This is a genomic window from Candidatus Paracaedimonas acanthamoebae, assembly GCA_017307065.1.
Classification (GTDB): domain Bacteria; phylum Pseudomonadota; class Alphaproteobacteria; order Caedimonadales; family Caedimonadaceae; genus Paracaedimonas; species Paracaedimonas acanthamoebae_A.
The window spans coordinates 101,958-109,486 of sequence record JAFKGL010000013.1; the positions used below are offsets into that span (position 1 = coordinate 101,958).

At 38.3% G+C, this 7,529-nt stretch carries 4 protein-coding genes; 2 read left to right on the forward strand and 2 right to left on the reverse strand.

The genetic code is table 11. The features are described from left to right. The first annotated feature begins 57 nt into the window (after positions 1 to 57). Complete coding sequence (gene dnaE / locus J0H12_02940) at positions 58 to 3,537, forward strand: DNA polymerase III subunit alpha (GenBank protein MBN9412869.1); 3,480 nt, start codon at positions 58 to 60, stop codon at positions 3,535 to 3,537. After that, entirely contained in the window at positions 3,530 to 4,237 is a 708-nt protein-coding gene (locus tag J0H12_02945) for an N-acetylmuramoyl-L-alanine amidase (protein ID MBN9412870.1), read from the forward strand. The genes dnaE and J0H12_02945 overlap by 8 nt, the downstream gene beginning before the upstream one ends. Positions 4,238 to 4,417: 180 nt before the next feature. Here the strand turns inward: J0H12_02945 and J0H12_02950 are convergent, their stop codons facing one another. Beyond that, complete coding sequence (locus J0H12_02950) at positions 4,418 to 6,961, reverse strand: tetratricopeptide repeat protein (protein MBN9412871.1); 2,544 nt, start codon at positions 6,959 to 6,961, stop codon at positions 4,418 to 4,420. 345 nt (positions 6,962 to 7,306) lie between these two features. Continuing rightward, complete coding sequence (locus J0H12_02955; GenBank protein MBN9412872.1) at positions 7,307 to 7,492, reverse strand: hypothetical protein; 186 nt, start codon at positions 7,490 to 7,492, stop codon at positions 7,307 to 7,309. Positions 7,493 to 7,529 lie beyond the last annotated feature (37 nt).

A 7,529-nucleotide genomic window follows, 5' to 3' on the forward strand; every position in this document is an offset into this window, starting at 1 on the left:
GCTGATTCTATCTTTCTTGAGATATAAGCAAGACAGGCAAACCATAAATTTTGGCAGATGATGAGTTTTAGTTATATTCCTTTGCGTAATCACTCGACTTATTCTCTTGCAGAAGGGGCTATAAAGTTTCCTGAGCTTATCCAAAAATGCCAAGAATTAAAATTACCGGCTGTTGCCTTGACAGATACAGGAAATTTGTTTGGAGTTGTGGAATTTTCAAAAATGGCTGCAAGCGCAGGCATTCAGCCAATTATCGGTTGCCAGCTATTAGTTGATCTTGATACTCAAGATCCTCGGTCTCAGGAAACACGGCTTCCTGGGATAGAGCCTGTTTTAGATACACTTTTATTTTATGCTCAAAATGAAAAGGGGTATAAGAATCTTCTAAAGCTAGTTTCTTATTCATATCTTCATCATAAAACGGGTTCAAGACCCTATATCCCTTTCAATATGCTTGAATCATATAGTGAGGGATTAATAGTTTTATCTGGAGGCATGAAGGGAGGAGTCAATCAGCTTCTCTTAAAAAGTCAAAAAGCTGCTGCCAAAAATCTTCTCTTGAAGTTAAGTGAAATTTTTCCTGATCACTTTTATGTGGAAATTACAAGACAAGGCCTTTCTGAAGAAGAGGAGGTTGAAGCTCTTTTGCTTGAGATTGTATTTGAAGCAGGGATACCTTTGGTTGCGACGAATGAAGCATTTTTCGTAAATGAAGATATGTATGAAGCCCATGATGCTTTAATGTGTATTGCTTCGGGGCGGTATGTAAGTGAAGCCAGTCGTCCTCGTCTTACTTTAAATCACCGTCTTAAATCACCAGAAGAAATGAAAGCCTTATTTTCAAACCTTCCTGAGGCACTCGAAAATACTGTGCGAATTGCGCAACGTTGTGGATTTATGGTGGAAGCTCAAAAGCCAATGCTACCACCATTTCCCTCTGAAAAACCTGAGCCAGAAGAATTACGACTGCAGGCTAAGATAGGGCTAGAGAATCGTTTAAAGGAAATTTTTTCAAAGGAAGATATCTCACCCCAAGAAGCAGAAGCGATACGTCAGAAATATTTTGAGCGCTTAGAACAAGAACTCGAAATTGTGATTGGGATGGGTTATGCAGGTTATTATTTAATTGTTGCTGATTTCATTCAATGGGCAAATTCTCAGGGAATTCCCGTGGGGCCTGGGCGAGGTTCAGGAGCAGGATCTCTTGTGGCGTGGGTGTTAACAATTACGGGGATTGACCCTATTCGCTTTGGCTTAATTTTTGAGCGATTTTTAAACCCTGAGCGTATTTCAATGCCTGACTTCGATATTGATTTTTGTCAGGATCGGCGAGATGAGGTTATTCGATACGTTTGTGAACGTTACGGCAATGATCGAGTCGCCCAAATTATCACCTTTGGTAAATTGCAAGCGCGTGCGGTTTTAAGAGACGTTGGGCGTGTCCTTGGTATGCCTTATGGCCAAGTCGATCGTATCTGTAAATTGATTCCTAATAATCCAACGAGTCCAATTACGCTGAAAGAAGCGGTTGCACAAGATCCTCAACTGCAGGGAATGGCAGCCCAAGAAGAAGTCGTTGCCCGGCTTTTAGATATCGGAATGAAGCTTGAAGGCTTAAATAGGCACGCTTCAACTCATGCGGCTGGTATTGTGATTGGAGATCGGTCTTTAGATGAATTAGTTCCTCTTTATTACGACGGTAAAAGCACAATTCCAGCAACACAATTTAATTTGAAAGATGTTGAAAGTGTTGGCTTGGTCAAGTTCGATTTTTTGGGCTTAAAAACTTTAACGATCATTCAAAAAACAATTGATATGGTTAAAGCCCGTGGGGAAGAGCTCGATATTTCACAAATTCCTATAGATGATTCAAAAACTTTCGAAATGCTAAGACGTGTTGAGACAGTTGGTATCTTCCAGCTTGAAGGATCTGGAATGCGAGATGTGTTGCGACGTTTGCAACCGAGCCGATTTGAAGAAATCATTGATTTGAATGCTCTCTATCGTCCAGGCCCTATGGATGACATTCCACGTTATTTAGCTTGCAAGCATGGAGAAGAAACCGTCGATACTCTTCATCCCATGTTGGATGATATTTTGCGTGTGACTTATGGGGTCATGGTTTACCAAGAGCAAGTCATTAAAATTGCTCAGGTTATGGGGGGCTATACTCTGGGGGGGGCAGATCTTTTAAGACGTGCCATGGGTAAAAAAATTAAAAGTGAAATGGATGCGCAACGACAAATATTTTTAAGTGGCGCACAACAAAAAGGGGTTGATGGAGCAACAGCCTCAAGAATTTTTGATTTAATGGCGAAATTCGCGGGGTATGGATTCAATAAGTCGCACTCGGCTCCGTATGCTTTAATTTCGTATCAAACAGCCTTTCTGAAAGCAAATTATCCAGTTCAGTTTATGGCTGCGACAATGACATACGATATTAATAACACTGATAAATTAAGCTTTTATAGGCAAGAGCTCAAAAGGATGAAGGTGGCTTTATTGCCTCCAGATATTAATACGTCTATGCCATGGTTTTCAGTCGAAAAAGATTATGAAGGCCAAGAAGCTGTTAGATACGCCTTAGCTGCAATCAAAAGCGTTGGCGAGGCCGCGATGCAAGAACTCGTTAATGAACGTGAGCGGGCGGGACCTTTTAAAGATATCATTGATTTCGCAAGAAGGCTTAGTTCAAAAGTTGTAAATAAGCGCTTACTAGAAGGGCTTATTCCCGCGGGGGTTTTTGATTCTTTAGACCCTAATCGTGCTCAATTGATGGCGAATGTTGATATTATTCTTCGATATGTAGGAGAAGCACAGGCTGCTCAAAATAGCACTCAAGGAAGTTTATTTGGGCATGAAAAACCTGTCACAGCTTCAACCGTAAAATTTCAAGAAACTGATCGGTGGACGCGCTTAGAAAGTTTGCAATATGAGTTTAATACGATTGGTTTTTACCTTTCTGCTCACCCTCTTGATGTCTACGGAGATAGTCTTCAGCGCTTATATTTGATTACGTCATCGGATTTTCATGATTATACTCAGCGACAAGATGGAGCTTCTTTCAGTGCAGCAGGTGTTTTGATTAGCAAAAAAGAGCGCATCAGTAAAAATGGTAATAAATACGCTTTTATTACGTTTTCAGATGCCACAGGCGTGTATGAAGTGACTGTTTTTTCAGAAGTTTATCTTGCCGTTCGAGAAAAGCTAGATGTGGGTAAAACTTTTTTTATGAAACTGACAAGCCGCATTGAAGAAGAGAATCTCAGACTTACCGTCACAGCCTTAGAAGAGTTAGATAAAGTCCTTGAACGTTATCCTAAAACGCTCCAAGTTTATCTCCAAAATGCGGTAGCACTGGATAAATTCAAGATGCTTTTGTCTAAGTGTGATCAAGGAAGTGGAGCTATTCAAATTATTTTGAAACCTCTTGATCGAGAAGTTCACTTAACATTAGATAAAAGGTACGCAATTACGCCTCAACTTAAGGAAGCTTTGACACTTATTTCCGGGATTGAAGCTATTCGAGATGTATAAAAATTTTTGTTCATTAAATTATAATGTTCGATCTGCTCAGGCTTCTATAGAGTATCTTATTTATCATTATACGGCTTGCGATTTGGCAACTTCATTAAAGATTTTATGTGATGATAAGTCTGTTAATCCTGTAAGTGCTCATTATTTAATTGATGAAAAAGGGGATGTTTATCAGCTTGTCGATGAAGGAAAAAGAGCATGGCACGCGGGAAAAAGCTCTTGGGAAGGGCGCGACGATATCAATAGTTGGTCGATAGGGATTGAACTGGTTAATCCGGGGCATGGCCCTCATTATAGGCCTTTTCCTAAAGCGCAGATGGAATCTTTAGCTTCTCTGTCTCTTCAGATAATTGATCGGTATAAAATTAAACCCTGGAATATTTTGGGGCATTCAGATATTGCCCCCACACGTAAAGTTGATCCGGGTGAGCTTTTTGATTGGAAATGGTTAGCCTCCCAAGGCATCGGGTTAATGCCGTCTTTTGAAGGAGCTTTAACCTCAAATAATTCCCTCGAAATGACCCTCAAATTATTAAAACAGTATGGGTATGGTATTGATGGTTTGGAAGAGAAGCATCTTCAAGCCGTTTTATATGCCTTTCAAATGCATTTTACGCCGTCACATATTACGAAACAGCCTGACATTGAAACCTATAATGCTCTTTTAAATCTATTAGAGAAAAAAAATAAGGAAGATTAATTTCTTTCGCTCGATTCGCGTCATTTCATTCTGCTACTTCTCGACTTGTCTGTCTCAAGAGGATGGGTAAAAGAATAGCATCTCAAGAGAACAAAGAAAATTCTTTAAAGAAAAGAAGTCTCAGACAACCTTTGTTAAAAGAAGTTAAGTTGCCTGATCATTCTTATTTTTCTTAACGTCTTACTCTATCCACGACCATGGTATGAATGAAACTTCAGATGTAACTAAATTTTTAAATGCTTTATGACTATCCTTTTCATAATGTCCTTTGATTGACATGATCTGAATCTTAGTCACTCCTTGATGTATTGAGCCTTCAAGAATACGAAAGACAAGACGGTCCTCATGAGTTAAGCGCATAGAGTGTAGGTTGTCGTATCCTGTCAACGGTTCATAACGGGATCTTTTATGTTCTCCATTGGCTAAAGAGGTAAGACATTTTTGAATCATGATCTTTTCAAAGTCAGTGAGTGTATTCATCTCAATATCAGGGTGTATTTCGGTGAGCACATCCTTATATGTTTTCTGAGATTGAGAGTCGCTTTCCTGAGTTGTCAGAGGTTTCTTCAAGGCTTCTTTGCGTTGTTTTTCAGCACGTTCTAAATACTTCAAGTATTTCTTAGCAGGCGTTGGCGCTTTGAAAGATTCAACGGGAGTTGGTAAAGGTTGATAGAGTTGTTCTTGGACAGAAGGAGACAGATTTGGTTGAGGAATATTAGGTTGAGGAGCGAGAGCTTCAACAGTCTTTTCCTCTGGTATGATCTCTTCTGGAAGAAGCATTTCGAGGTAATGGTCTTCTACTTTTCGAGCTTGTTCTAATTCTCCAATTTTTTCAAGGAATGCAATGTAGAATGCTTCAGCATCTTCAACGTTTGAAGCAATGGCTTTTTGATAAAAGTTTTTTGCTTGTTCGAGGTTTTTTTTCTCTTCATGAATTGCGGCAAGCAGAAGAAAACCTTGGACTTCCCCTTTATCAAGAGCTTTTGTTGCTAATTCTTCAGCTTCCTCTAAATTTCTTGTTTCCCATTCTAAATTAGCAAGAGAATAAAGAGCTGGAGGAAATCTTTCGTTAGTAAGAACTTTTTGGAGCCATTCTTTGGCTTCATTTAAATTTCCTTTCACATGTTCTAATCTACTAAGGTTAAACATTATCAATAAATTATATGGATGAGTTTCGAGTGCTTGTCGCAAAAGTGATCCTGCTTCTTCTAAATGTCCTTCTGTCAGTAAGAGTCCTCCTAAATTACTGATAGACGAGGCATGCCTTTTATTGATGGCTTTTTGGTACCATTCTTTGGCTTCTTTAGATTTACCTTCTTTCTCTAACAAAACTCCCAAATTGTTCATAGCTTTTACTATTCCTTGCCCAGCCATTTTTTGATATAATTCTTTGGCTTCTTTAGATTTACCTTCTTTCTCTAACAAAACTCCCAAATTTCCCATAGCATGGGTATGGTTGTTTTTAATGGCTTTTTGGTACCATTCTTTGGCTTCTTTAGATTTACCTTCTTTCTCTAATAGCCATCCTAAATTGTTCATAGCTTGTGCAGAACCCTTTTCTGCAGCTTTTTGGTACCATTCTTTGGCTTCTTTAGATTTACCTTCTTTCGCTAATAGCAATGCCAAATATTTCATAGCCGGTGCAGAACCCTTTTCTGCAGCTTTTTGGTACCATTCTTTGGCTTCTTTAAAATTACCTTCTTTCTCTAATAGCCATCCTAAATCGCTCATAGCCGGTGCAGAACCCTTTTCCGTAGCTTTTTGGTACCATTCTTTGGCTTCTTCTAGCTTTTGGGCCTGCTCTAAAAAGTCAGCATATTGGTTGCATAAGCTTAAAGCATCGTAAAAACGTAATTTTAATGCTAGATCAAAGAAAGTAGCATTTGAACTAAGGGCACCATACAAATTGTCGTGAGAAAAAATAGGAAGAGATGGAGGGTGATATTTAGTTATTTCTATAATTTGAGTTTTTAAGAGATTAAATTCTGTTTGAATAGTTTCATAGTGATCCTTAAAAAAAGTGGGTAAGAAGATTTTAAAGGTCTGTTGGGATTCTTCTAGTAAAATGGGGAAGTCATTTTCCAGAAATATGAATTCATGAACTTTTGAGAGATATTCATAAAGAGGTTCAAGAATTTTTTTTCGTTGATCCTTGTTGGTACCGGGGACATTTGAGAATAGAGAAGTCTGTTGTGGAGAAGGATTTTTTGGAAGTGTCGATTTTGTAGATGTTTTTTTAGATTTTCCTATATTCTGAGATAAAGGAGGGGATGCTGATTTGGTCGCGTTTAATAAAGCTTCAAAGAACTCTTTTCCTCCTTGGATAATCATATTTCTTGTCATGAAATAATTAAAACTAAAACACCACATTGCTATTTGGAGGCGAGAAGCATAAAATTCATTTTTAAGGGCGTCTTTTTGGGAGGCTAGCAGTTTTTTTCCTTTCTGCAATGGAGCTTGATATGGGGGCTTGAGTTCTTCTGTCAGTTGTTCAAGAATAGTCGTTGGGTTATAAAGCTGTGCTCTTTCAACAAGAGAGATCTCAGGATTAATGATATTTTTTCGAATATGTTCGAGGGCGAGAAGCGTTTCAGTTTCTGTCTTGGGAGAGGATTGTTTAGTGGTATTAGAGATCTCTTGAAGATTTGCATCTGAAGCATAGGTTGAGGGGATATATACTGTTGAGATTAAGAAGACTAAGGAGTGAATGGATAAGGTTTTCAATTTTATCTCCTAAAGCTTATTCTTGCCTATTTTACAAGATTTTTTTAAAAAAAGCAATTTTTGAGAATAAGAGGTGTTTTTCTTTTCATAAAAGAGAAGATATTGTGGGATAGAAGGACAAACCAATTCTTTTTAAGAAAGAGAAGTAATTAACAGAAAAAACACTCCAGAAAATGATATCCCCCACATATTTAAATTGAGACACCTTACTAGTAACTCTTTCATGGCTTTCAGACTTGTCCACGATAAATCAATTTCAATTCATTTCTCGTCACATCATTTTTTATGATTCTCTAATTACGTTTAAAACGTAAACTTATCCTTTAAAATCGAGAATCTTACTCTCTAAATAATCTTGCAAACACAGCTGATTAAAAATTTCTTTTTAAATCTTTTTTTTATTGGTTCGAATTTACTCAGTTGCCAGTTGCCAGTTGCCAGTTGCCAGTTGCCAGTTGCCAGTTGCCAGTTGCCAGTTGCCAGTTGCCAGTTGCCAGTTGCCAGTTGCCAGTTGAAGGCCTTTATGGTCATTTATTCACGCTGTCAAACATCCAATTTAGTCTAGTCT